The sequence below is a fragment of the Hymenobacter psoromatis genome (genome assembly GCF_020012125.1).
GTDB classification, from domain to species: domain Bacteria; phylum Bacteroidota; class Bacteroidia; order Cytophagales; family Hymenobacteraceae; genus Hymenobacter; species Hymenobacter psoromatis.
In genome coordinates, this window is record NZ_JAIFAG010000001.1 from 2155608 (window position 1) to 2178805 (window position 23198).

Consider the following 23198-nt stretch of genomic DNA (forward strand, 5'->3'; position numbering starts at 1 on the left):
TATAGAACATCGAATGGCACTAAAACCGGCTGGCTGCTGTCTGGAGTAGTTTTATTATAAAACAAAGGAACGGGTAGCAAACCGCACAAATATAGTGGCAGGTTTTGAAAGACAAGGGTTTAGTGCTGGCCGGGCCGCCCCAAAACGGGTGGCACGCGCAATCTGCCCCATCTTTGTACCCATACTGCCTGCTAGGTAACCCATTTATGCTCATCCGCGAAGCAAGTTTTTTGACCAGCAATACGCAGGTAGCTGCCTGCCCAGCCCCCGACCGGCCCGAATACGCCTTTATTGGGCGCTCCAACGTGGGCAAGTCGTCGCTGATAAATATGCTCACGGGCCGCAATGGCCTGGCCAAAACATCGAGCACTCCTGGCAAAACGCAGGTTATCAATCATTTCAATATTAACGACGAGTGGTATTTGGTAGACCTGCCGGGCTACGGCTACGCTAAGGTGAGCAAAAGCGCGCGTGCCGATTGGGGCAAGATGATAAACGCCTACCTCATGCGCCGCGAAAACCTGACCTGCGTATGCGTGCTGCTCGATTCGCGCCACGAGCCCCAATCTGCGGACCTAGCTTTTATGGAAAAGTTGGGGGAGGACGGCATTCCGTTCGTGATGCTGTTTACGAAGACTGATAAGCAGTCGAGTACCCAAACTAAAACCTTGCTAACCAACTACCTGGCTAAGATGAGTGAAACCTGGGATGAGCTGCCCCGCTACTTCGTAACCTCGGCCGAAACCGGGCTGGGCCGCGACGAAGTACTGGACTTTATCGCGGAAGTGAACCGGCAGGCAGCCGCCGAAGCGGCAGGCGCTTGAGTACTTTTGGCCCACCAATTGCCCCCGCGCCGGCCGGCGTTGTTAGTCCCTTTTTTGATATGATGAAAAAAAATCTGTTGACCGGCCTGGCCCTGTGCTGCCTGCTGCCGGCGGCCCACGCCCAAACGGCCAAGCCCAACACGGCCCCCATGCCCAAGGACCAGCCCCCGACCGAGCAGGGCGCGGGCCTCAACCACGTGAGCGCCGAGATTCCAGTGGCCGCCTATTATGAGGGTGGGCAGGAGGCCATGTACGCCTTTATTGCCAAGGAGCTGAAGTACCCGTTAACGGCCAAGCACAACCGGATGCAGGGCCGCTGCATCATCAGCTTCACGCTGAATCCCGAGGGCACTATTCAGGGCCTGCGCATCGTGAAGCAAGTAGGTGGCGGCACCGGAGAAGAGGCAGCCCGCGTGGTGCGCCTGCTCAAATTCAAGAAGCCCGAATATCCCGTCCTGACCAGCCTACCCATCGATTTCAAGCTGGGCGTAACTGGCACGAACACGGTGGGAAATTAAAACGAGGGAGCAATGGGTAGTGAACAACAAAAATTGTTTTACTACCCATTGCTCCCTGTTCATTATTAACTGTTCATTGTAAAAAGAATGCCCTACGATTTGAAAGAACTGGCGGCCATCAGCGGCCAGCCTGGCCTCTACCGCTTGGTGCGCCCGGCGCGCCACGGTGTATTAGTGGAAAGCCTGGATGCAAAGGCGACGCGCTCGCTGGCCCCGGCCAGCAATAAGGTATCGCTGCTGAGTGAAATCGGCATCTACGCCCAGGACTCGGACGAAACAGTATCATTGAGCGACGTTTTTGACCGTATTCATCAGCACTACGAGGCTACCCTGCCGGTTTCGGCCAAGTCGCCGGAAACGGAGCTGAGCGGCTTTCTAGCCGAGGTGATGCCCGAGTACGACCGCCAGCGGGTGTATACCTCGGATATTAAGAAACTGGTGAGCTGGTACGGCATCGTGAGCCAGCACGTGCCCTACGCGGCGGCGGCCGAAGCCGAGCCTACTACCGACGAGCCGCTGAGCACGGGCGGCGTGATTGGCGAAATTGATGAGGCCCCTACCCCCTCCGGCAACCCGGAAGTGACGAAGTAAGCGTTTTCATCCGAGATAAAAGAGGCCGTTCCTGTTTGCAGAAACGGCCTCTTTTTGTGGCGGCAAGCTAAAGCTTACCCGGCATTTTCCTGAGCCAACAGGGCTTCGGCCTGCGCTACCAGGTCTTTACTGCCGATGAAGACGGGGCAGCGCTCGTGGCAGGCTTTAGGCTCGATTTCGAGGGTGCGCAGCTGGCCGTTGGAGCTGCGGCCGCCGGCCTGCTCCACAATGAAGGCCAGCGGGTTGCACTCGTACATCAGGCGCAGCTTACCCTCGGGGTTTTTGGCAGTAGCGGGGTAGAGATAGATGCCGCCTTTGAGCAGATTGCGGTGAAAATCGGCGACCAGCGAGCCGATGTAGCGGGCCGAAAACTGCTGGTCCTTGCAGTAGCGCACGAAGGCCGCCACGCCCGGCGAAAACGAGTCGGACGAGCCTTCGTTAATGGAGTAGACGGTGCCGGTCGCGGGCGTCTGGATGTCTGGGTGCGAGAGAAAAAACTCGCCTAAGCTAGGCTCGTAGGTGAAGCCGTTGACCCCGTTGCCGGTGGTGTATACGAGCATAGTGCTGGAGCCGTAGATGATGTAGCCAGCCGCCACTTGGTGAGTGCCGGGCTGGAGGCAGTCGGCGCTGCTACCCTCGCGCCCGGTGGGCGAGATGCGCCGGTAGATGCTGAAAATGGTGCCGATGCTGACGTTGACATCAATGTTGCTGGAGCCGTCGAGCGGGTCAATGGCTACGACGTACTTGCCCTGGTTATTGCCGGTCTGGATAATATCCTCGTCCTCTTCCGAGATGATGGTGCAGACCTCGCCGCCGTTGCGCAGCGCCCGGATAAAGCGGATATTGGCAATCACGTCGAGCTTCTGCTGGTCCTCGCCCTGCACGTTGCGGTTGCCGTAGGCCCCGGCAATATCGATGAGGCCCGAGCGGTTGATTTCGCGGTTTACAATCTTGGCAGCCAGCGCGATATCGCGCAGCAGCTGCGACAGCTCCCCGGTGGCGTAGGGAAAATCTTCCTGCTTGCGCATGATGAAGCGGTCGAGCGTCGTGCCGACGGGCAGGGCGAGTTTGTTGTGGTCCATAAGGCGTAGCTGAGGGGCGTAAGTGGCGCTAGCGCAAAGCTACCATTACCGGGCCGCGCCGCCCAAACGCGCCCTACCCCCTAGTTTTGGGGCCTATGGAAAAGGAATTGGCTGGCTTGCAGGTCTACAAATTTGGCGGGGCCTCGGTGAAGGACGCGGCGGCGATTTTGAATCTCTGCCGCATTGTAAAGGAATACGGGGGGGTAGGGCCGCTGCTCATCGTGGTTTCGGCAATGGGCAAAACGACGAATGCGCTGGAGGAGATTTTCGGGCTGGCGTATGCTGGGAAGGATTATACTGCGCCGTTAGAGGTACTGGAATCATTTCACCATAATACCGCCCAGGAGTTAATTATTAATGCCAGCCCGCACCTAGCATCTGATATTAACGTGATGCTAATTGAGACTTTTTTTGAGTTAAGTGAGCAGTTGGCTGCTGTCAATGTTAACCGCGATTACGACGAGCAATACGACCAAGTAGTGAGCTTTGGCGAGTTACTCGCTTCAGAGATGGTAGCACATGTCTTGAATGATGCTCAACAAACGCGCTGGATAGATTGTCGTTTATTAATTCGTACTGATGAAAATTGGCGGGAAGGCCGGGTGAGCTGGCCAGTTACTGAGCAAGCAATTACGCAGGCCCTACCTCCCCTTTTAGCCAAGGGTCCAGTCGTCACGCAGGGCTTCGTCGGCTCCACTGCCTCAGGCGCTACCACCACCCTCGGCCGCGAGGGCTCCGACTACTCGGCGGCCATCTTCGCCTACTGCCTGCGGGCCGAGTCGGTGACCATCTGGAAGGACGTGCCGGGCCTGCTCAACGCCGACCCCAAGCTGTTTGCCGACACGGTGCTCTACCCCGAAATTAGCTACCAGGAAACGATTGAGATGGCGTTTTACGGGGCCAGCGTCATTCACCCCAAAACGCTGAAGCCGCTGGCCGAGCGCGGCATTCCGCTGCGGGTGCGCTCGTTTCTGGACCCGGCCGCGCCGGGCACGCTCATCCACGACTGCCAGCACGCGCCGCTGGTACCGGCGTTTATCCGCAAAGCGGGGCAATGCCTGGTTTCTTTTGAGAGCAAGGATTTTGCCTTTATTTCGGAGGAAAACCTGGAAGTTATTTTCGGGGCGCTGGCGCTGGCGCGGCTCAAAATTAACGTGATGCAAAATTCGGCCATCAGCTTTTCGGTGGTCGTGGACTTTGATGAAATGCGGCTACAACGGCTGCTGGACGCGTTGCGGGGGCAGTTTCGAGTGCAGTATAATAGTGGGCTCACGCTGTTCACGATTAAGAATTATGATGAGGGTAGCATTGCGCGGCTCACGACCGGGCGCAAATTATTAGTGGAGCAGCGCACGCGCAGCACATTTCAGTTTTTAGTGCGCGAATAACTACGGCGGCGCTTTTGGAGTAGTAGGTGCTAACATCATTTACCGCGGAAGACGCGGAAGATTTGCGCGGAAGCCGCGGAAGCTGACGGCGCTACTCATTCATCACTACTCATTCATCACTAAAAAATGTCCGTTCTCGTTGGTAAGCGCGCGCCTGCTTTCAAGGCTCCGGCCGTTATTGGCCAGCAGGTGGAGGAAGATTTTTCGCTCGACCGCTACCTGGGTAAGCGCTACGTGCTGCTCTTTTTCTATCCCGCCGATTTTTCGAGCCTCTGCCCTACCGAGCTGCTAGCATTTCAAGATTTGCTGCCCGAGTTTGAGCGCCGGGGTGTGGCCGTAATTGGGTGTAGCACCGACTCGCGCCAGGTACACCAGGCGTGGCTGCGCACGCCCATCAGCGCAGGTGGTGTTGAGGGCGTAACCTACCCGCTGGTGGCCGATAACGCCAAAACCATTGCGGCCAACTACGACGTGCTGGCTGGCCACTTCGACTATAGCGAAACCGGCGAGATGGTCTTCGTGGGCCATCCGCAGGCGTACCGGGCGCTGTTTTTGATTGACCGCGACGGCATCGTGCGCCATCAGCTCGTGAATGACCGGCCCTTGGGCCGCCGTATCTCCGACTCCCTGCGCATGGTGGATGCCCTACGCCACTTTGAGGAGCACGGCGAAACCTGCCCCGCCAACTGGGAGGCAGATTCGTAGCTATAGGCATCTGTCATTGCGAGCAAAGCGCAGCAATCTTTCCTTGTCGTTCGCATCGTTGGATTTGCTACCCTGGTGGGAGGAAAGATTGCTGCGCTTTGTTCGCAATAACAAGCGGCTTTACCAGAAATTCTTCGCGACCGCGAAAGTTGTAAATTTGAGGCCACGCCGGGCTTACGCTATACCGGGCGCGGCCTTTTTTTGCGCATTTTATATTCCGTAGGTCTTTTTTTGTACGCGCTACTGCTGCGCCTGCTGGCTCCCTTCGTGCCGAAGGCTGCCGCCTGGGTAGCGGGCCGCCACGGGCTGCTGGCCCGCGTGGAACAGGCGCTAGCCAACGACCCTACCCCCCGCCTATGGGTGCACTGCGCGTCGCTGGGCGAGTTTGAGCAGGGCCGACCGCTCATCGAGGGGCTGCGGCGGCAGTATCCCGACCATAAAATCGTGCTCACGTTCTTTTCGCCCTCGGGCTACGAGGTGCGCAAGAATTGGCCGGGGGCCGACTACGTATTTTACCTACCTCTCGATACGGCGACCAATGCCCGGCGCTTCGTGGCGGTAGTGCGGCCCCGACTGGCTATTTTCGTGAAGTACGAATTCTGGTACTACTACCTGCGCGAGCTGCGGCAGCAAAGAATTCCGGCGGTGGTAGTGGCAGCAATTTTTCGGCCGACGCAAGTTTTCTTCCGGCCCTGGGGCGGTTTCTTTCGTCAAATATTGGCGCAGCTCAGCCATATTTTCACCCAAAATGAAGCCTCGGCCGAGCTATTGCGCGGGTTGGGACTGACGCGGGTGAGCGTGGCTGGCGACACCCGCTTTGATACCGTAGCGGCCACCGCCCTGGCCCCGGCTCGGCCCCTGCCCCTGGCCGAAGCCTTCGTGGCCGATGGCGCGCCGACGCTGATTGCCGGCAGCATCTGGCCCGAAGACCTGCCTACGCTGGCGCCGCTACTGCGCAAGCACGCCCGCACGATGCGCTTCATCGTGGCCCCGCATGAGGTGAGCGAGGCCCACTTGCGCGAAGTGGAGGCCGCCCTTCCCGGCCTCACGGTGCGCTACTCGCGCGCTACCCCCGCCACGGTGGCCGAGGCCCGCTTGCTGCTCATCGATAACGTGGGGCTGCTCAGTCAGCTCTACCGCTTCGGGCGGTTTGCCTACGTGGGCGGCGCGTTTGGGGCGGGGCTGCACAATACATTGGAAGCGGCGGCCTTCGGGCTACCGGTATTTTTCGGGCCGCGCTACGAGCGGTTTCAGGAAGCGGTGGCGCTGGTGGCGCTGGGCTGCGCCTTCCCGGTGCGGTCGGCCGCGCAGCTGGAAACGGCTTTTGACCGATTATTTTATAATGAGGAAGCCCGGCTTAAAGTCCAGGACATCAGCCTCGACTACGTGCACCAGCACGCGGGCGCGACGGCGAGAATCCTCTCTCAGTTATCAGGTATTAAGCAGCAATTATCACCTACTAAAGCGGGCGGTAGTGAACTGTGAAGGCGGTGAAAAGGACCAGCCAGGTTTGGTAATTAATAACTGCTGATTGATACCTGAAAAAATGGATGGAATTGTCATAAAATCTACCGGCTCGTGGTACGTGGTGCGGGATGCTACCACGGGTCAGTTGCACCGCTGCCGGCTGCGGGGCAAGTTCAAGAACCAAGGCCTGAAGGTGAGCAACCCGCTGGCCGTGGGCGACGGGGTAAGCTTCGATTTACCAGAACAGGCGGAAGGTGCGGGCGTGATTCATACCATTGCGCCGCGCCGCAACTACATCATCCGGCGCTCGGTGCATAAGAGTGAGCACGCCCACATCGTGGCCGCCAACCTCGACCAGGCGCTGCTGGTGGTAACGCTGGTATCGCCGGCTACCTCGTTTGGGTTTATCGACCGGTTTCTGGTCACGGCCGAGGCGTACCACCTACCGGCGCAGCTTATCTTCAATAAAGCCGACCTGTACGATACCGATACGCTGGACTACCAGCGACAAATTGCCGGCATGTACGCGAGCGTGGGCTACCCCAGCGTGCTGTGCGCGGCCGAAACGGGGGAGAATATCGCGGAGGTAGCGGCGATGCTGCCCAATAAAGTCTCGCTGCTTTCGGGCCACTCGGGGGTAGGAAAAAGCACGCTTATTAACGCCCTGGTGCCAGACCTGGATTTGAAAACGGCCGAAATCAGCGCTTTTTCCGACAAGGGCAAGCACACCACCACTTTCGCCGAAATGCTGGAAGTGGTGCCCGGCACCTACCTTATCGACACGCCCGGCATCAAGGAGCTAGGCCTCGTGGATGTGCCCGCCGCTGAGTTGGCCGGCTACTTTCCCGAGATGCGGGCACTGCTGGGCCAGTGCCGCTACCACAACTGCCGCCACGTGCACGAGCCCGGCTGCGCCGTCATCGTGGCTGCAGACCAGGGCCGGCTAGCCGTGCCGCGCTACGAAAGCTACCTGAGTATGCTGGCCGACGAGGATAACCGGCACTAGCAGCGCTACTCGTTTCATGCTGCGCCCGGCCCTACCCCCTACTTTCTGCGTACACCCGGCCCGTAGCGTATTTTCTACTTTTTATGGCTGATAAAATTGCTTTCCTGGGTCTGGGCAGCATGGGGGCCGCAATGGCCGCCAACCTGCTCCGGGCCGGCTTTCCGCTCACCGTATATAACCGCAGCGCCGATAAAGCCGAGCCCTTACACCGACAAGGCGCGACGGTGGCCCCTACCCCCGCCGAGGCCGTGCGCGAGGCCAGCATCGTGTTTACAATGGTGACCGACGACCACGCGCTGGAGGAAATCACGACTGGACCCGAGGGTATTTTGAGCGCTCTACCCCCCGGCGCGGTTCATGCCTCGTGCAGCACCGTAGCCCCGGATACCAACCGCCGCCTAGCCGCCGCGCACGCGGCCTACGGCTCGACACTGGTAGCCTCGCCCGTGTTTGGTAAGCCTGATGTGGCAGTGGCGGGTAAGCTCTGGGTAGGTTCGTCGGGGCCAGTTGCGGCGCGCGAAAAGCTTAAAGCTGCGCAAGCGGCCATCGGCCAGGGCACCCACGATTTTGGCGATGACCCCGGCGCGGCCAGCGTGGCCAAGCTCTGCGGTAATTTCCTACTCGGTACTGTGATTGAGGGCTTGGCTGAAGCGCTGACGCTGGCCGAAAAGTGCGGCTTGGACCGCATAGATTTTTACGAGATGCTGACCAACACACTCTTCAACAACCCTATTTACAAGGGCTACGGCAAGCTCATTGCCGAGCAGCACTACCAGCCGGTGGGCGCACCGCCCGCCATCATCCGCAAAGACATGAACCTGGTAGTGCAGGAGGCTTACAAAAACGCGGTACCCATGCCCTTCGCCAACATCATCCGCGACCGCCTCACTGCCACCGTGGCCCTGAACGAGCCCAACGTGGACTGGGCCAGCTTCGCCCAGCGCGTCTCGGACGACGCGGGCATGTCATAAAAAGAGCGCTGGCCGATGAAGCCAGCGCTCTTTTTAAAGAGGAATTGTTACTTGCTACTTCTTCATTTCTACTTCGCCAGCGGCAGTACCACGGTATCAATAACGTGGGTAACCCCATTGCTCGAAACTACATCGGCTATTTGCACAGTGGCGGGGGCGTCTTTGCCGTTGCCAACCATTACTTTACCATCTTTTACCATTACGTGCAGCTTCTCGCCATTCACGGTGGTCAGTTCTTGACCGTCTTTGAGGTCGGCGGCCAGCAGGCGGCCGGCGATAACGTGGTAGGTCAGTACCCCTTTGAGTTTGGCAGCTTCGGCGGGGGTTTGCAGGGCGGCTACGGCCGCTTTGGGCAGCTTATCGAAGGCGGCGTTGGTGGGGGCGAAAACGGTGAACGGGCCCTTGCCTTCCAGCGTCGGTACTAAGCCGGCCTGCTTCACTAGCGCCACGAGCGTGCTCACGCTTTTGGCGGCCATCGCATTCTGCACGATATTTTTATCAGCGGTCATGGCTACGCCATCCACCATTACGCCGCCCGGCTTAGCCATGCGGGCCGAGTCGCCACCCATCGCGGCCATCGAGTCGGCCGGGTTCGTAGTGCTCATCTTGGCAGTATTAGTAGTTTCGGCGGTTTTGTCGCTGCCGCAGCTGGTGAGGCCCACGGCGAGCGCCAGGGTAGCGAGGGGAAAGAAAATCCTCTGCATATAGAAAAAGGGGAAAGGGTGAAGAATTACCAGCTTACCCTTACGTAACCGCCGAGGCTTTCGGTTATGCCGAACCCGGCCGGCAGCCGGCTGTTTTACCTTCGTAGTGCCTTGGCCAGATAGCCAGTGGCTTTTTTCACCCTATACACAGCTTATTTTTCGATGAAAACCGCTGAAATTCACACGCCTAAGGGCGTTATGAAAGTCGAGTTCTACGAGCAGGATGCTCCTAATACCGTCAAGAACTTCCTCGACCTGGCCGAAAAAGGCTTCTACGACGGCACCAAGTTTCACCGCGTCATTCCCAACTTTATGATTCAGGGCGGCGACCCTAACACCAAGCCCGGCGCGAAAGGCCAGCCCGGTACCGGCGGCCCCGGCTACAAAATAAAGTGCGAAACCAGCGGCAGCAACCAGCACCACGAGCGTGGCGTGCTGAGTATGGCCCACGCGGGTAAGGACACCGGCGGCTCGCAGTTTTTCATCGTGCATGACCGCCAGAATACCGCCCACCTCGACCGGGTGCACACCGTATTTGGCAAAGTAACGGAAGGGATGGACGTGATTGACCAGATTCGCGGCAACGACGAGATTACCAAGATTGTGGTGAAGGACGAGGTGGCGTAACCGAAACTCTGCCCACTAAGAAGCCCCACGTACCAGTTGGTACGCGGGGCTTTTCTTATATTACGTCCGGTAATTCATCAGGAAATGGAGCGTGAATACTTTGAATAAACACTGCTTCACTCGCGCTAATACGGCAGAAACTGCTTTGTGCTTCGTTCAAACTGCATTCATTGGCCCCACCTGAGTAGGTAGGGTCGCTGCTTTGAATGCCATCATCTTCCCAAAAACAAACCGGACAAATTTCAAATGTGTTACCCTTTCCCTCAGGTAAGGTGAAATGCTTGCAACACGGACACTGAAACCAGCCAGCTTTATTCTGAGCATGCATAACGCCTACCGCCTTTTCCGGGGCTTCTCATCCTCCTCGTCATCATCTTCCCCAAAGCTCGGCATGGTGAACATGCTGGCCAGCAGGTCCTTGAATTGCGCGCCGCCGGTGAGCTTATTGCGCGAGATGAGCGAATACTCGGCTAAACCGTAGAGCAGAAACTCCATGAGGAAATAGGTAGTTTCGGCATCTTCTTTAGCGTGCAGTTCCTTCACGATGTCGCGTAGGCCAGGCACCTTATCAAGGGCGGCGCGGTAGTCGTTGACGTGCGCATCGCTGAGTAGGTCCAGCGTATTGCCGTTGCCAAACCACTCCTGCACCGTTTTATAGGGGGAAGGGCGGCCTTTAAGCTTCTTGGCTTTATCGGGGTCGGGAAAATAATTGAGAAACTGCGTGCGCATAGCCTTACCCATGAGCTTTTCGGCCACAATGCCCGCGCCTTCCTGCTCACCCTCGTACACCAGCTCTACCTTGCCCGTGATGGCGGGCACGGCGGCCACGAAGTCCGACACGCGCACGTAGGTTTTCTTTTCACCGTTAATCAGTGCCCGGCGCTCGGCGGCGGCTACTACCTGCTCGTAGGCCGAGATAGTAAGGCGGGCCGATACGCCCGACTTGGCATCGACGAACTCCGAGCCGCGGGCTTCGATGGCGATTTGCTCCACCAAGTCGTGCACGATTTCGTTGGTCGTCACCAGGCCGCGCTGCTCCTCTTTGATGCGCGCTTCCTGCTTGGTAATGCGCTTACCAACCTCAATAGACTTGGGGTAGTGCGTGATAATCTGCGCGTCAATCCGGTCCTTGAGCGGCGTCACGATGCTGCCGCGGTTGGTATAGTCTTCAGGGTTAGCCGTGAACACGAACTGAATATCGAGGGGTAGGCGCACCTTAAAGCCACGAATCTGGATGTCGCCTTCCTGCAAAATGTTGAACAGCGACACCTGAATGCGCGCCTGCAAGTCGGGCAACTCGTTAATCACGAAAATGCCCCGGTGCGCCCGCGGAATTAGGCCGAAGTGAATTACGCGCTCATCCGAATACGGCAGTTTGAGCGTGGCGGCTTTAATCGGGTCGGCATCGCCAATGAGGTCGGCTACCGTCACGTCAGGCGTAGCCAGCTTCTCGGTGTAGCGGTCGAGGCGGCTCATCCACGATACAGGGGTAGCGTCGCCTTTCTCAGCAATCAGGTTGCGGGCAAATACCGACAGCGGCTGCAGGGGGTCGTCATTCAATTCCGAGCCTTCTACTACCGGTACGTATTCGTCGAGCAGGTTGATGAGCAGACGCGCGATGCGGGTTTTGGCCTGCCCGCGCAAACCCAGCAAATTGATGTGGTGCCCGGCCAGAATAGCGCGTTGCAACTCCGGTATCACGGTTTCCTCGTAGCCGAAAATACCGGGAAACACGTCTTCCTTGTTTTTAAGTTTTTGAATGAGGTTATCCCGCAATTCTTGTTTGACGGTGCGGGGCTGATAGCCGCTGGCGCGCAATTGGCCCAGGGTGCGGATAGTTTCGTGCTTCATTGAGGAGTAAACCCGCCGGGGGCGGTGGAGGTTCAGCTTGAGAAAAGGGAGTTTTAAGCCCTGCTACGTACAAAAAGGCTCCTGCGGCGCGACTAGCGCGCCCGCAAGAGCCTTTCGCTCATAACTGGTCTTTTTAGAGGCTTTTGCGCCGGTTTTTCTTATAGTCTTCAAATACCAGCTGGCCCAGGCCCTTCAGGCCCGAGTAGTAGGCCTTACCTTGGTTGACTTCGGTAAACTCCTCCACGAATTTCTGCAAATACGGGTCGGAGGTAATCATAAAAGTAGTAATCGGAATCTTGATGCGGCGGGCAGCAGCGGCCAAGTTCAGGGTCTTATTCACCACCTTGCGGTCCAGCCCAAACGAGTTCTTATAGTAGCCATTACCTTCCTTTAGGCAGGTAGGCTTGCCGTCGGTAATCATAAAAATCTGCTTGTTAGGCGTTTTACGCTTGCGCAGCAAATCCATCGCTAGCTCCAGGCCCGCCACGGTATTAGTGTGATAGGGGCCTACTTGTAGGTAGGGCAAGTCTTTCACCTCAATCTGCCAGGCATCATTGCCAAACACAATCACGTCGAGCGAATCTTTGGGGTATTTCTGCTTCACCAGCTCGGCCAGGGCCATCGCTACCTTTTTGGCGGGTGTAATGCGGTCCTCGCCGTAAAGTATCATGGAGTGCGAGATATCAATCATCAACACCGTGCTGGTCTGCGACTTATGCTCGTTCTCGCGTACCTCCAGGTCGCCCTCAGTCAGCATAAAATTATCGTCTTCCATGCCGTGGTTAAGCTGGGCGTTGCGGATAGATTCGGTCATTTGAATCTGCTCCAGCGAGTCGCCGAAGCGGAACTCGCGCAAGTCAGTGCTCTGCTCGTCACCCTGCCCCGTGTGGGGCGTGCGGTGGTTACCGGTACTGCTCTTCTTGAGCTTTCCAAATACCTCCTCCAGCGCCGATTTCCGAATTTTTTGCTCCGTCTTGGGCGTAATTTTCAATTCGCCCCGCTCCTGTTCATTTTCATCAATGTACCCTTTTTTCTTCAGGTCCTCAATAAAATTGCCCATTCCGTAGTCATTGTCGGTAAGGCCATACTGCTTGTCCAGCTCGTTGAGCCACTGCAAGGCCTCTCCCACGTCGCCGCTGGTAATGGTAATGAGCTGCATAAAGAGCTTAAACAGCTGCTCAAACCCTTTGTCGCCCGAGTTTTCATCAGGCACGAAATCATGAAAGCGAACGCCAATAGCCATAAAACCTACGTAATGGTAGTGGCCAGGAAAACAACGCCCGGTTCGGCAATGTTCAAAGCTATACGGGTAGCTACTGCCAGTTGGTTACCATTCAGTGTTTTCCGCATTTTTTGATGTACTTCCCTACCCCCCTTATCTTATGAAAGCCATCTGGAACAACACCGTTGTGGCCGAGAGCAACGACACCGTAGTAGTTGAGAACAACCACTATTTCCCGGCCAATTCTCTTAAAAAGGAGTTTTTTGAGGACAGCATCGCCCATACCTCCTGCCCGTGGAAGGGCCGCGCCAGCTACTATTCACTGCGCGTTAATGGTGAGCTAAATAAGGACGCGGCCTGGTACTACCCTGAAGCCAGTCCTGCCGCCGCCAATATTAAAGACCGCGTGGCATTCTGGAAAGGCGTTAAGATTGAGAAGTAGGTCACTTGGTTAATGACTCAGCCCGTTGCCCGGTTGCCCTATGGTAGGGTAGCCGGGCAACGGGCTGAGTCGTTAATTGTATGCATAGGCAGAAATTTCGCTTGCTTTAGGCTGGCTGTTTTTCGCCCAGCCGGCACACCTGCCCGGCTACCCAGGCATAGCCGTATAGAGCTACGGCTTTTAACTTACCCTCTCGTTTCTTAAACTCCCACACGTCCTGCATAAAGTCAGGGTAGTTTTTGCTGTTGAGCTGGTCGAATGCGACCGAAAGCGTCTGCGTAGTAGAATAAGCGGAATGCCAAGTACCAGCCGGAATGAAGAGCGTTTCACCGGGGCCAATCGTGAATTTAATCGGCGTTGCCTCCCGGAAAAGAGGGTATTTCTCGTAGTCTGGCTCAAATAAATTGAGGTTTGACTGCCAGGTATTATCTGGATTCGGGTACAGCAGATGTTCCTGTCCGCGGGGAAATACAGTGAATTCTTTCTCGCCGTACAGCTGCGTTATCCAGGCATTCAGGTGGTAATAATCGAGATGCAGATACGGGAATTTTCCGCCGGGACCGCCAATGAAAAGCTCGGTAGCACTACCCCAATACCCCCGCTCAAACATCTTATGTCGCAGCCAGTTAGGCTTAGCATAATTCAAGTCCAGCGGCTCTACCAGCGGCAAAAGCTCGGGGAGAGAGCCCGGAATATTAAAAATGCAGGGGTAGGGTGCGGGGTTTTCCGAGCTACTATTCTTTATCAGAGCAATCAGCTCACGCATCGTATATTTTTTGCCCTTTACCTCGGTCGTGCGGTCCCCGAATTTTTCGACCAACCAATCCGGCGTAAGCAGGTTTTTAGCCTGCCAGGCATTGGAAGCGCTGGTAAAAATAACCGGAATGCCGGGGTCGTAGAACTCGGCCATAAACTCTTGGTGAGAGATGTCACCTACCCGCGTGATGTCCATAGCTGATGAGATTTTAAGAGAACAATGTGTGAGTGAAAACGTCGGGCACAATAATACGCAACATCTTGCCACAGATGCAATAAGCCCCGCAGTTCCCTACCTCCCTTAACCAATAAAGCCCCCACTAGGGGGCTTTATTGGTTAAGGGAGGTAGGGAACTGCGGGGCCACCGACTAGCTAATCCACTTAAACTTATACTCCAGCTTAGGCACCGTCATGCGGTCGCTAACGCGGCGCAGGCGGGCGGGTAGGGCCATCACGTAGTCGCGGGCCTTTTCGGCGGGACCGGTAAGGTCGGTGATGTGCTCAATTTTCCAGTCACTAATGAGCGTATCAAGTATGTCGGTATAGTCGGCGCTGGTGTACACGCCGATGCGCTGGGCGGCATCGGTGAAGTGGCCGAACGTCTTACCCATATCGATGCCCAGCTCGCGCATGTAATGGGCGGGCATCACAATCTTCTTGCGCATCATGTCTTCGAAAGCCAGCATCATCTCGCTAGGGTCCAACTCGAAAATCTTCTCCACAAATGTTTTATAGGCGCGGGCGTGGCGGTTTTCGTCGCCAGCAATCATACCGCAGATTTTGCTTAGGCCATCGTCACCGGCTTGGCGGGCCAGCTGGCCCACGCGGCGATGCGACACGTTAGTGGCCATTTCCTGGTAGCTCGTGTACACGAAAGCGCGGTACGGGTCGTGAGCTGTGCCCAAGTCAAATCCGTCATTAATCAGGTGCTGAGTCGAAAACTCAAACTCACGCATATTGACCCGGCCACTGAGGTAGAGGTAGCGATTGAGTAGGTCACCATGCCGGTTTTCCTCAGCCGTCCAGCCCCGAATCCACTGCGCCCAGCCGTTATTGCGGTCGCGGTTCAGGTCGTCCAACTCATGAAACCATGCTTCGTAGTTAGGCAGCGCCTCTTCTGTAATGGTGTCACCGATGAGCACGGCCAACAGGTCGTAGCTGAGGCTGCCAGCTTTTTCGCGCAGTTCTTTCACTTCGTCAAAGAAGGTATCGCGGCGCGAATCGGGGAGGTAATCGGCGGGCTGCCAGCTATCTTCCACCTTCTTGAGAAAGGTGTAAATATTATCTTTTAGATAACCTTCAAGCTGTTGGAGCACCTCGCCGCGCGAGATGAGAAGGTCGTTAGTGAGCATCATACGGAAGAGTGCCGCCAATGAGCGGCCGGTGAATGAACACGCGAAGGTCGGCTTTTAGTTGGGTTTAATGGGTACAATATTATGGCTTTCCCGCATTTAGGGGGTCTGCAACGGTCAAAAATCACCTACGGTTTAGCTACCTTGCTGGTTTTGCGGCATTAGCCCAGCCGGTCCGCTCACGCCCCGGTTTCGGGCCGGGCCGCATAGAACGCTTGCCGCACCCGTCGCAAGGTAGCTTCGGCCGCGTCGGTGTCGGGCACGGGGGGTAGGGCCGAAGCTGCAAAGGCTGCTTCAACCTGCCCTACCAGCTTTTCGGCCTCCGCAATCAACTCAGCATACATAAATTCGCCACGCCTAATTTGTAGTAAAAATTCCCGGTTAGGACGGCGCACCCGAATGTCGCTGAGGCGGGCGATTTCTTCGGCCATTTGCAGCAGCCGAAATACGTGTAGCATATTTTTAGCGTCGTAGTTTTTGCCGTGCTGCACGGTATTTTCGTAGCGCTCTTTATTACGCTTCTCTACCCATTCCCAATACTCCCGGAAGGCGCGGCAATACACACTATAGCCGTTGCGGTTAAAGGACAGATAAGCCACCGGCTCCTCCCCTTTCGGCACAGCTGAAAGTAGCACATCCTGTGAGGTATCAGAGTGGCGTACCAGGCCCTGGTAGCCAAGCAGCCGAGAGGGCGAGCGGTCTACAAACAGGGCGTATAGGTCGGTAAGGTGTGGCACTCTAGCCAAGCCACATTGCTCACTCTCAAGGTCTTGATGGGTTAGCCAGGTAGCTATCGGCTGAGCTCCGGCTCCTACCGTGACGTAGCAAAAATCTAGTACTGACTTGCGGGCCGGCGGTTCAGGATAATTGATTTTCTTGTGCAAGCCCTGAGCTTTACGAATCTGCGCCACGGCATATTCGGCAAAGCTCTGGCGGCAAAGCTTTGACAAAAAATCGGTAGCCCGAAAATTATTAAAAAGCGGATGCTGATACATAATGCAGTCGGCCGGCGTACCAAGTAGTTCGAGTACAGTCGGATTATTTTTCAGCAATAACTCAACGAAGCGCCGCAATTCGTAAAACACCTCGTCGTTGGTTTCATTCGCAATTTGCGGGATGTAATTCAGACCAAAAAACGCTTTTTCGGGTAGTATAAACACGCCTTTCAAATCAGTGTCAGAGTGGGGCAAATCGGTGCCGTAGGCACGGCTACCGCTCACGGCCTCGAACAAAATCAGGTGCTGCTGGCGTAGGTCGGCGATGGTCATGGGGCGAAAATAGTGGCGCGAAGCTGCTGCCCAAAAGCTGCCTGGATTACTTAGCCTCCGGCTACCCGACCCACGTCCGCAGCAGCTCATCCAGCACTTGCGTTAGCAGCTCCTGGGTTCGCGCCACTGGCAGCGCCTCCCGCGCCGCCTGCCCGGCCGTATACTCGGCGGCCAAAAACGCGGTCAATGCCACCGGGCAGCCTACCATTGTTTTTTCCGTGGCAAGTGTTTTCTGGGCTAATAATTCAGTCACTACCCCCTCTAAATCAGTTGGTAGCAACTTGCGCAGCAACGCAAACTCCATTGGCGGCAGCGCGTGCCGCTCGCGTATCCAGCGGGCGGCCAGAGCCGCGCGCAGGGCGTAGAACAAGCGCTTGAGGCGTACTTCAGGCCCCACCATCTCCTCCTCTACCCCGCGCCGCAGCTGGCCCAGGTAGTGGTGCAGGCCGGCCTTCAGGTTAAAAGCGAGGGGTAGTAGCGGGGTTAGGCTGGCCCGGAAGCCGGAGTTCTCGTGATAGACCACCGGCGATTGCAGCCACTCGAACAGGGCCGCGTTGGAGCCGCGCAGCAGGCGCAGGGCCTTACGTAGCTCCCAGCCGCTGAGGTCCAGCTCGTTATCAATCGGGAAGCTGAGCGTGTCGGGGCCTTCATCGAGGCGCAGGTACCAGGCCGAGGGGTAGCAATAGAGAAAGCGCACGTCGTAGTCGGAATCGGGCGAGGCAAAGCCCCAAGCCCGGCTACCCGACTCGCAGGCGTAGACAATGCGGATGCCACGCTCAGCTTCGAGCGCAGCCAGGGCGGCCGAAATGCGGGCGGTCATGGAATAAAAAAGGCCAGATTTGCGTTGTCAGCTAGTTAGGGTCGGTAGGGTTATTACCCAACAGCTTAAACAAAATACGGGCGTTAAAGCCCTTGATAAGCAGTTTTCTCAAAAAATATGCTACTTTTGTTAAACAAAATAAGCAGCTCTTTTCTTAGCAACCAACGTTCCGGCATACCGGGTTAGCCTTGCTAAGTAAGCTGGCTACTTTTTTGGGTCAAAGCTACTATTTTCGACTGCAGCCCGCAAACCCACGCGGCGGTAGTTGGTACTTTGCCCAACTTGCCACGCTACCACGACTCTTTTATCCTGGCCACTCCAGACATTTATAACCTGACTGATAACCACTTAAAGACCTGACTCATGGCTGAAGAAACCAATAAGCAACAGCACAACCCGCACGACCCCGCCTCCAATACCACCGAGTTCTTCATGAACGACCTGTCGGCGGCCAAGTGCCCTTTCCTAGGTGGCAAGATGGAGCAAGCCGCCGGCGGCGGCACCCGCAACCGCGACTGGTGGCCCAACCAGCTGCGGCTCAACATCCTGCGTCAACACTCCGGCCTGTCGAACCCGATGGGCGAGGATTTCAACTATACCGAAGAATTCCAGAAGCTCGACTTGAACGCCGTCAAGCAGGACCTGTTTGAGTTAATGACGACCTCGCAGGACTGGTGGCCAGCCGACTATGGCCATTACGGTCCGTTCTTCATCCGCATGGCCTGGCACAGCGCCGGCACCTACCGTATTACCGACGGGCGCGGCGGCGCGGGCTCCGGGATGCAGCGCTTTGCACCGCTCAATAGCTGGCCCGATAACGCTAACCTAGACAAAGCCCGCTTGTTGCTGTGGCCCGTGAAGCAGAAATACGGCCCGCAGATTTCCTGGGCTGACCTCATGATATTGGCCGGCAACTGCGCGCTGGAATCGATGGGCCTGCAGCCGTTCGGCTTTTCGGGCGGCCGCGCCGACGTGTGGGAGCCGCTGGATGAAATCTACTGGGGCTCGGAAAAAGAGTGGCTCGGCGACAAGCGCTACACCGGCGACCGCCAGCTGGAAAACCCGCTGGCGGCCGTGCAGATGGGCTTGATTTACGTGAACCCGGAAGGTCCCAACGGTAACCCCAACCCGCTGGGCTCGGCCCGCGACATCCGCGAAACCTTCGGCCGCATGGCCATGAACGACGAAGAAACCGTGGCCCTAATTGCTGGCGGCCACACCTTCGGCAAAACCCACGGCGCGGCCGACCCCGCCCAGTACATTGCGCATGAGCCGGCCGCGGCGGGCATCGCTGAGCAAGGCAAGGGCTGGAAAAACACCTACGGCACCGGCAACGCCGGCGATACCATTACCAGCGGCCTTGAAGGGGCCTGGACCGCCACGCCCGCCAAGTGGAGCAACGGCTACTTCAATAACCTGTTTGGTTTTGAGTGGGAGTTGACCACGAGCCCGGCCGGGGCCAAGCAGTGGAAGCCCAAGGGTGATGCCGGCGCGGGTATGATTCCCGATGCCCACGACCCCAATAAGTCGCACCAGCCGTTTATGCTGACCTCGGACATCGCCATGCGCGAGGACCCGATTTACGAGAAAATCTCGCGGCGCTTCCACGAGAATCCCGAAGAGTTTGCCGACGCTTTCAGCCGCGCCTGGTTTAAGCTCACCCACCGCGACATGGGTCCCCTTTCGCGCTACGTAGGCCCCGAGGTGCCGACCGAAGTACTTATTTGGCAAGACCCACTACCGGCTGCCGATTACGCACCGATTGATGAGCAGGATATCAACACGTTGAAAGACCGGCTTTTGGCCTGCGGCCTAACCGGCGCGCAGCTCATCCGCACGGCCTGGGCTTCGGCTTCTACGTTCCGCGGCTCTGACAAGCGAGGCGGCGCTAATGGTGCGCGCATCCGGCTGGCTCCGCAGAAGTACTGGGAAGCCAACAACCCGGCTGAGCTGGCCAAGGTGCTCGACACGCTCGAAGGCATCCAGAAGGAGTTTAACGCCGCGCAAACGGGCGGCAAGCGCGTGTCGCTGGCCGACCTTATCGTGCTGGGCGGCAACGTCGGCATCGAGCAGGCGGCCCGCGAAGCCGGCCACGAGGTGCAGGTGCCCTTCAGCCCCGGCCGCACCGATGCCACGCACGAGCAGACCGATGTGCAGTCGTTTGAGGCCCTGGAGCCGCACGCCGATGGCTTCCGCAACTACTTGGCGGCCAAGCATGAGGCGGCCCCCGAGGCCATGCTCATCGACCGCGCGCAGCTTCTGACCCTCACCGCCCCCGAAATGACGGTGCTGGTGGGCGGCCTACGGGTGCTCGATACCAACTTCGACCACTCCAGCTACGGCGTGTTTACCGACCGGCCGGGCGTACTTAGCAACGACTACTTTGTGAACCTGCTCGACATGGGCACCACCTGGCAGGCCACCTCCGAGGCCGACCAGCTCTTCGAGGGCCGTGACCGCAAAACCAACTTGGTGAAGTGGACCGGCACCCGCGTGGACCTGATTTTCGGCTCGAACTCGGAGCTGCGCGCCATTGCTGAAGTGTACGGCACGAATAAGGCCGAGCCGAAGTTCGTGCGGGATTTCGTGGCCGCCTGGGCCAAGGTGATGGACCTGGACCGGTTCGATTTAGTGAAAAACTAGGCTCGTAACTGCAAGCAAAAAGCACCACCCTGGCAACGGGGTGGTGCTTTCTTACGTGGTTCTTTGAGTAAGCGCGATATTGGGTCAAGTTTAACTACTAGTTTTATTTGCTGCATAATAGTTCTGCTAATACTTATATCACTACTGCTGTTACCAATAGTGGCCGCGCTGGTTTTCAAGGCACTGGTGGCGTATCGAATACATAATGACGTAATTCGCATTACCTCAGTGGGTTTTGCTTATTTAGCGGCACTACTTGGCTGTTTGTGGTGCGCATTACCACCACTTATCGGCAGCGCTATTGACCCGGCTAATGCCTACTCTATTGCTAACATTTCTATCGATGACGCTTACTATTTTACACGGCAGGGATACGGTTTCGTTACGATGGTGTCGCACGGTTACAGCCTGACGTTTTATCAGCGCCGACCTTTCTGGTTCGACAAGGAATTGGGCAAGGTTCAATTAGAATGTGCTAGCCAGGAACTGGTACGGGCTACCATCGCACCAGCAGGAAACGAGCATGTACGGCTACAGATTGTAGCCGACAACCAAGTGCGGCTGGACACAACGCTTGGCGTTGTTCGGTCGTTTGATTTTCAGCGTACCCTTGAAGACCGCACACGCAATTTTTCCCAACGACCCTAGCCTAACCTATGCAAAAAACCCGCCTCGAAGCTTTTAGCGACGGCGTGCTCGCCATCATTATCACCATTATGGTGCTGGAAATAAAGGTGCCGCACGGCGCGGATTTCGCGGCGTTGCGGCCGCTGCTACCCGTGGCGCTGAGCTACGTGCTGAGCTTTGTGTACGTGGGCATTTATTGGAATAATCATCATCATTTGCTGGGCAGTGCTAAGCAGATAACCGGCGGGGTGCTGTGGGCCAATCTGCATTTGTTATTCTGGCTGTCGCTCACGCCGTTTGCCACCGGCTGGATGGGCGAAAACCACTTTGCGCCAGCTACGCTGGCCGTGTACGGGGGCGTGCTACTGGGCTCCTCCATCGCTTATTTTATGCTGCAAAACCGGCTGATTGCCGTTAATGGCGGCCCCGACTCGCCGCTGGCCCACGCCGTGGGGCGCGACTGGAAGGGCAAGTTATCCCCAGTACTTTACGTGGTGGGTATCGCCAGCAGTTTCGTGCTACCTTGGCTGGCGGGCGCGGCCTACGTGGCCGTAGCCCTCGCGTGGCTGGTACCCGACCGGCGCATGGAGCGCACGCTGGAAACTCCGCATCCTTAGCTACTATGCCTGCCGCACAAACACTTACGTCAGGAAAGCGCTACCGGGTAGTGGCAGCCTTTGTTGACTACGACCGCCAACTGCACCCCATCGGCGAAACCTGGACGTTTGAATGCACCAACTTCTTACCCTACGAGGATGGGCTGACGCTGCACGTAATTGCCAACGGCCTACCAGTGGTATACCGGCTGCAACAACGGCCCGAAGAACAGGCCGCGCTCATTGAAAATTTTACCGATTTCGTCGTTCCCTGCTGAGGCCATTGGGCAGCTTTTATTCATTTGGCTCGCGGTTCCGGTGCCCTACCCCCTTTCCTGCTCCTACCCAGCTTCTCATGCGCAACTACCTGCTGCTACTTGCCCTGCTGCTAAGCACGGCCCTTCCCAGAAAAGCCGCCGCTCAGGCCCCAACGCCAGCCGTGCTCAACCACATTGCGCTGTACGTGGTGGACTTGCAGAAAAGCGCCGATTTCTACAAAAAAGCGCTGCTGCTGCCGGAGATACCGGAGCCCTTCAAGGACGGTCGGCACGTGTGGCTGCGCATCGGGCCGCATAGCCAACTACATATCATTCAAGGGAATAAGCCGCAGGACCACGACATTAATACCCACCTGGCTTTCAGCGTGCCCAACCTGGCCAGCTTCATGGCGCACCTCGATAAGCTCGGCATGCGCTACGGCAACTGGAAAAGCGAGCCGCATAAAACGACGCCCCGGCCCGATGGCGTGAATCAGATTTACTTACAGGACCCCGATGGTTTCTGGCTGGAGGTAAACGACGACAAGTTTTAAGGCCCGAACCAGCCTGCACTACCAGCCGTAGCACGCCCGCTTATTCCTGGTGCCGGTGGGCCGGGTCGGTATCCAGGAAGTTGTTATCAGCCAGCCAGTCGGCCATGCGCTGCGGCCACGCCCGCAGGGAAGCCAGCTTGGAGCGGTAGCCCATATTGAACCCGTGGCTGCCCTGCGCATAGAGATGCACCTCCACGGGCACGTGCGCCAGGCGGTAGGCTTGTAGCAGCTTCACGATGGGCGGCGAGCAGCAAACGTCGTTGTTGGCGGCCAGCAAAAAAGCGGGCGGAGCCGAGGCATCAACCGCGTCGGGAATGCCCAGGGGGCCAGGGTAGATGAGCAGCTGAAAATTGGGCTTGCCGGGAAGGCGGTCGATGGGGTCGCTGGCCTGGGCATCGCCCTTCCCATCGGCGTAGGCTACCATCGCCACCACTTCGCCGCCGGCCGAAAAGCCCAGCATTCCCACGCGGTTCGGGTCGATGCCCCACTCCGCGGCGTGGCTGCGCACCAGGCGCATGGCGCGGTAGGCATCCTGCCGGGGGTGTTTGTCGAGCGAGTAGGGCGAGTTTTCTTCGCGGCTCAGCCGATACTTGAGCACGATAGCCGCCACGCCGATACTGGTCAAAAACTGGGCGGGCTCCACGCCTTCGGCCGTATATACCAGCTCGCGGTGGCCCCCACCCGGACAAATAACCGCCGCCGCGCCCGTCGCCTTCTCCTTGGGGGGTAGGAAAACGGTAATGGACGGGTTGTGAATATTTTTGACCCAGTAGTCCTTGGCCTGCTCGGGCTCGTTGCGCCGGCTCTCGAAGCCGGGCGCGCCGCCCGCCCACAGGGGCAGCACCAGTGGCTTGGACTGCGCCCACGTCACCGGGCACGCACCTATCAGCACCAACCAAACAACCAAGAGCGTGCGCATGAAATAA

25 protein-coding genes are annotated in these 23198 nt (G+C 57.4%); 15 read left to right on the plus strand and 10 right to left on the minus strand.

Going from position 1 to position 23198, the window contains the following annotated elements; translation table 11 throughout:
* The first annotated feature begins 206 nt into the window (after positions 1-206).
* From yihA to LC531_RS09310, 3 genes are all read left to right on the plus strand, one after another.
* On the plus strand, positions 207-824 hold the full coding sequence (gene yihA / locus LC531_RS09300; protein WP_223650022.1) for a ribosome biogenesis GTP-binding protein YihA/YsxC: 618 nt from the start codon (positions 207-209) through the stop codon (positions 822-824).
* Positions 825-883: 59 nt separating this feature from the next.
* Positions 884-1342, plus strand: coding sequence for an energy transducer TonB (locus LC531_RS09305; RefSeq protein ID WP_223650023.1), 459 nt, complete (start codon positions 884-886; stop codon positions 1340-1342).
* Positions 1343-1429: 87 nt separating this feature from the next.
* Complete coding sequence (locus tag LC531_RS09310) at positions 1430-1933, plus strand: DUF5606 family protein (RefSeq protein WP_223650024.1); 504 nt, start codon at positions 1430-1432, stop codon at positions 1931-1933.
* A 74-nt stretch (positions 1934-2007) separates the two neighbouring features.
* Here the strand turns inward: LC531_RS09310 and fbp are convergent, their stop codons facing one another.
* Complete coding sequence (gene fbp / locus LC531_RS09315) at positions 2008-3015, minus strand: class 1 fructose-bisphosphatase (RefSeq protein WP_223650025.1); 1008 nt, start codon at positions 3013-3015, stop codon at positions 2008-2010.
* Between the two features lie 95 nt (positions 3016-3110).
* On the opposite strand from fbp, the gene LC531_RS09320 reads away from it, so the two are divergent.
* From LC531_RS09320 to LC531_RS09340, 5 genes are all read left to right on the plus strand, one after another.
* Positions 3111-4403 (plus strand): aspartate kinase, encoded by a 1293-nt coding sequence (locus LC531_RS09320; RefSeq protein ID WP_223650026.1) that lies wholly within the window; start codon positions 3111-3113, stop codon positions 4401-4403.
* Between the two features lie 126 nt (positions 4404-4529).
* Positions 4530-5108, plus strand: a complete 579-nt coding sequence (locus LC531_RS09325) for a peroxiredoxin (protein WP_223650027.1) — start codon at positions 4530-4532, stop codon at positions 5106-5108.
* 231 nt (positions 5109-5339) lie between these two features.
* On the plus strand, positions 5340-6593 hold the full coding sequence (locus LC531_RS09330) for a 3-deoxy-D-manno-octulosonic acid transferase (RefSeq protein ID WP_223650028.1): 1254 nt from the start codon (positions 5340-5342) through the stop codon (positions 6591-6593).
* A 61-nt stretch (positions 6594-6654) separates the two neighbouring features.
* Positions 6655-7581 carry a ribosome small subunit-dependent GTPase A gene (gene rsgA, locus LC531_RS09335; RefSeq protein WP_223650029.1) on the plus strand — a complete coding sequence of 309 codons (927 nt, stop codon included), beginning with the start codon at positions 6655-6657 and terminating at the stop codon, positions 7579-7581.
* A gap of 83 nt (positions 7582-7664) precedes the next feature.
* Positions 7665-8552, plus strand: coding sequence for an NAD(P)-dependent oxidoreductase (locus tag LC531_RS09340; protein ID WP_223650030.1), 888 nt, complete (start codon positions 7665-7667; stop codon positions 8550-8552).
* 68 nt (positions 8553-8620) lie between these two features.
* Here the strand turns inward: LC531_RS09340 and LC531_RS09345 are convergent, their stop codons facing one another.
* Complete coding sequence (locus LC531_RS09345; RefSeq protein ID WP_223650031.1) at positions 8621-9256, minus strand: fasciclin domain-containing protein; 636 nt, start codon at positions 9254-9256, stop codon at positions 8621-8623.
* Positions 9257-9418: 162 nt separating this feature from the next.
* Here LC531_RS09345 and LC531_RS09350 point away from each other — a divergent pair, with 162 nt between their 5' ends.
* Entirely contained in the window at positions 9419-9883 is a 465-nt protein-coding gene (locus LC531_RS09350) for a peptidylprolyl isomerase (protein WP_223650032.1), read from the plus strand.
* 55 nt (positions 9884-9938) lie between these two features.
* Here the strand turns inward: LC531_RS09350 and LC531_RS09355 are convergent, their stop codons facing one another.
* The 3 genes from LC531_RS09355 to LC531_RS09365 all read right to left on the minus strand — a co-directional run bounded on the left by LC531_RS09355 (position 9939) and on the right by LC531_RS09365 (position 12977).
* On the minus strand, positions 9939-10211 hold the full coding sequence (locus LC531_RS09355; protein WP_223650033.1) for a CPCC family cysteine-rich protein: 273 nt from the start codon (positions 10209-10211) through the stop codon (positions 9939-9941).
* Between the two features lie 5 nt (positions 10212-10216).
* The gene (locus LC531_RS09360; protein ID WP_223650034.1) at positions 10217-11734 is read right to left on the minus strand and encodes a sigma 54-interacting transcriptional regulator; all 1518 of its coding nucleotides are present in this window, start codon (positions 11732-11734) and stop codon (positions 10217-10219) included.
* Positions 11735-11867: 133 nt separating this feature from the next.
* Entirely contained in the window at positions 11868-12977 is a 1110-nt protein-coding gene (locus LC531_RS09365; protein WP_223650035.1) for a vWA domain-containing protein, read from the minus strand.
* Between the two features lie 139 nt (positions 12978-13116).
* Between LC531_RS09365 and LC531_RS09370 the strand changes: the two genes are divergently transcribed.
* Positions 13117-13398 carry a DUF427 domain-containing protein gene (locus LC531_RS09370; protein ID WP_223650036.1) on the plus strand — a complete coding sequence of 94 codons (282 nt, stop codon included), beginning with the start codon at positions 13117-13119 and terminating at the stop codon, positions 13396-13398.
* Positions 13399-13504: 106 nt separating this feature from the next.
* Here the strand turns inward: LC531_RS09370 and LC531_RS09375 are convergent, their stop codons facing one another.
* From LC531_RS09375 to LC531_RS09390, 4 genes are all read right to left on the minus strand, one after another.
* Positions 13505-14350, minus strand: coding sequence for a cupin-like domain-containing protein (locus LC531_RS09375; RefSeq protein ID WP_223650037.1), 846 nt, complete (start codon positions 14348-14350; stop codon positions 13505-13507).
* A 173-nt stretch (positions 14351-14523) separates the two neighbouring features.
* On the minus strand, positions 14524-15510 hold the full coding sequence (locus LC531_RS09380) for an acyl-ACP desaturase (protein ID WP_416138919.1): 987 nt from the start codon (positions 15508-15510) through the stop codon (positions 14524-14526).
* A 176-nt stretch (positions 15511-15686) separates the two neighbouring features.
* On the minus strand, positions 15687-16775 hold the full coding sequence (locus LC531_RS09385) for a DNA polymerase beta superfamily protein (RefSeq protein ID WP_223650038.1): 1089 nt from the start codon (positions 16773-16775) through the stop codon (positions 15687-15689).
* A 61-nt stretch (positions 16776-16836) separates the two neighbouring features.
* A complete protein-coding gene (locus tag LC531_RS09390) occupies positions 16837-17595 on the minus strand; it encodes a nucleotidyltransferase domain-containing protein (protein ID WP_223650039.1) in 759 nt (252 codons plus the stop codon).
* 432 nt (positions 17596-18027) lie between these two features.
* Here LC531_RS09390 and katG point away from each other — a divergent pair, with 432 nt between their 5' ends.
* From katG to LC531_RS09415, 5 genes are all read left to right on the plus strand, one after another.
* Entirely contained in the window at positions 18028-20238 is a 2211-nt protein-coding gene (gene katG / locus LC531_RS09395; RefSeq protein ID WP_223653917.1) for a catalase/peroxidase HPI, read from the plus strand.
* Between the two features lie 159 nt (positions 20239-20397).
* Entirely contained in the window at positions 20398-20886 is a 489-nt protein-coding gene (locus tag LC531_RS09400; RefSeq protein WP_223650040.1) for a hypothetical protein, read from the plus strand.
* Positions 20887-20894: 8 nt separating this feature from the next.
* On the plus strand, positions 20895-21482 hold the full coding sequence (locus LC531_RS09405) for a TMEM175 family protein (RefSeq protein ID WP_223650041.1): 588 nt from the start codon (positions 20895-20897) through the stop codon (positions 21480-21482).
* A 5-nt stretch (positions 21483-21487) separates the two neighbouring features.
* Positions 21488-21739 carry a DUF3601 domain-containing protein gene (locus LC531_RS09410; protein WP_223650042.1) on the plus strand — a complete coding sequence of 84 codons (252 nt, stop codon included), beginning with the start codon at positions 21488-21490 and terminating at the stop codon, positions 21737-21739.
* 77 nt (positions 21740-21816) lie between these two features.
* The gene (locus tag LC531_RS09415) at positions 21817-22272 is read left to right on the plus strand and encodes a VOC family protein (protein WP_223650043.1); all 456 of its coding nucleotides are present in this window, start codon (positions 21817-21819) and stop codon (positions 22270-22272) included.
* Positions 22273-22312: 40 nt separating this feature from the next.
* Here LC531_RS09415 and LC531_RS09420 read toward each other — a convergent pair whose 3' ends face one another.
* The gene (locus LC531_RS09420; protein ID WP_223650044.1) at positions 22313-23191 is read right to left on the minus strand and encodes an alpha/beta hydrolase; all 879 of its coding nucleotides are present in this window, start codon (positions 23189-23191) and stop codon (positions 22313-22315) included.
* Positions 23192-23198: the final 7 nt, after the last annotated feature.

Bases quoted from the DNA above. Each gene is read 5' to 3' on its own strand.
- fbp (WP_223650025.1), bottom strand. From the start codon at position 3,015: ATGGACCACAACAAACTCGCCCTGCCCGTCGGCACGACGCTCGACCGC.
- LC531_RS09390 (WP_223650039.1), bottom strand. From the start codon at position 17,595: ATGACCGCCCGCATTTCGGCCGCCCTGGCTGCGCTCGAAGCTGAGCGT.
- rsgA (WP_223650029.1), top strand. From the start codon at position 6,655: ATGGATGGAATTGTCATAAAATCTACCGGCTCGTGGTACGTGGTGCGG.
- LC531_RS09305 (WP_223650023.1), top strand. From the start codon at position 884: ATGATGAAAAAAAATCTGTTGACCGGCCTGGCCCTGTGCTGCCTGCTG.
- LC531_RS09340 (WP_223650030.1), top strand. From the start codon at position 7,665: ATGGCTGATAAAATTGCTTTCCTGGGTCTGGGCAGCATGGGGGCCGCA.
- LC531_RS09345 (WP_223650031.1), bottom strand. From the start codon at position 9,256: ATGCAGAGGATTTTCTTTCCCCTCGCTACCCTGGCGCTCGCCGTGGGC.
- LC531_RS09355 (WP_223650033.1), bottom strand. From the start codon at position 10,211: ATGCATGCTCAGAATAAAGCTGGCTGGTTTCAGTGTCCGTGTTGCAAG.
- LC531_RS09360 (WP_223650034.1), bottom strand. From the start codon at position 11,734: ATGAAGCACGAAACTATCCGCACCCTGGGCCAATTGCGCGCCAGCGGC.
- LC531_RS09370 (WP_223650036.1), top strand. From the start codon at position 13,117: ATGAAAGCCATCTGGAACAACACCGTTGTGGCCGAGAGCAACGACACC.
- LC531_RS09325 (WP_223650027.1), top strand. From the start codon at position 4,530: ATGTCCGTTCTCGTTGGTAAGCGCGCGCCTGCTTTCAAGGCTCCGGCC.
- katG (WP_223653917.1), top strand. From the start codon at position 18,028: ATGAACGACCTGTCGGCGGCCAAGTGCCCTTTCCTAGGTGGCAAGATG.
- LC531_RS09380 (WP_416138919.1), bottom strand. From the start codon at position 15,510: ATGATGCTCACTAACGACCTTCTCATCTCGCGCGGCGAGGTGCTCCAA.
- LC531_RS09365 (WP_223650035.1), bottom strand. From the start codon at position 12,977: ATGGCTATTGGCGTTCGCTTTCATGATTTCGTGCCTGATGAAAACTCG.
- LC531_RS09320 (WP_223650026.1), top strand. From the start codon at position 3,111: ATGGAAAAGGAATTGGCTGGCTTGCAGGTCTACAAATTTGGCGGGGCC.
- LC531_RS09415 (WP_223650043.1), top strand. From the start codon at position 21,817: ATGCGCAACTACCTGCTGCTACTTGCCCTGCTGCTAAGCACGGCCCTT.
- LC531_RS09405 (WP_223650041.1), top strand. From the start codon at position 20,895: ATGCAAAAAACCCGCCTCGAAGCTTTTAGCGACGGCGTGCTCGCCATC.
- yihA (WP_223650022.1), top strand. From the start codon at position 207: ATGCTCATCCGCGAAGCAAGTTTTTTGACCAGCAATACGCAGGTAGCT.
- LC531_RS09310 (WP_223650024.1), top strand. From the start codon at position 1,430: ATGCCCTACGATTTGAAAGAACTGGCGGCCATCAGCGGCCAGCCTGGC.
- LC531_RS09410 (WP_223650042.1), top strand. From the start codon at position 21,488: ATGCCTGCCGCACAAACACTTACGTCAGGAAAGCGCTACCGGGTAGTG.
- LC531_RS09385 (WP_223650038.1), bottom strand. From the start codon at position 16,775: ATGACCATCGCCGACCTACGCCAGCAGCACCTGATTTTGTTCGAGGCC.
- LC531_RS09375 (WP_223650037.1), bottom strand. From the start codon at position 14,350: ATGGACATCACGCGGGTAGGTGACATCTCTCACCAAGAGTTTATGGCC.
- LC531_RS09350 (WP_223650032.1), top strand. From the start codon at position 9,419: ATGAAAACCGCTGAAATTCACACGCCTAAGGGCGTTATGAAAGTCGAG.
- LC531_RS09420 (WP_223650044.1), bottom strand. From the start codon at position 23,191: ATGCGCACGCTCTTGGTTGTTTGGTTGGTGCTGATAGGTGCGTGCCCG.